Raw genomic sequence first — 251 nt, forward strand, 5'->3', positions numbered from 1 at the left:
TCTTGGACCCAACCTGCCCAATGCGGAGATCGCGCAGGCCGCCAAGGTCTTCAAGGCGGATGCGGTCGTGATTTCCCTTTCGTCGTGCGAGCGGGCCGCACAGCAGGTGAAAACGATCCAGCGCCTGCACAAGCTGCTCAAAGGCACGGCGGCCCTCTGGGTCGGCGGGCCGGCCCATCATCCGCTGCACGAAGCCCTCGCGGGAACGGAGGTCGTGGCGTTCGATCGCTTCGATGGTTTCCAGCGCTATC

1 protein-coding gene is annotated in these 251 nt (G+C 64.9%); it reads left to right on the plus strand.

Features of this window, described 5'->3' with window-relative positions; all coding sequences use genetic code 11:
• Positions 1–251, plus strand: a 251-nt coding sequence (locus ACZ3HG_RS24380) for a hypothetical protein (protein WP_465335052.1), incomplete at both ends; no start/stop codon positions are given.

It is taken from the genome of Erwinia sp. PME.40.26/001, assembly GCF_055556675.1.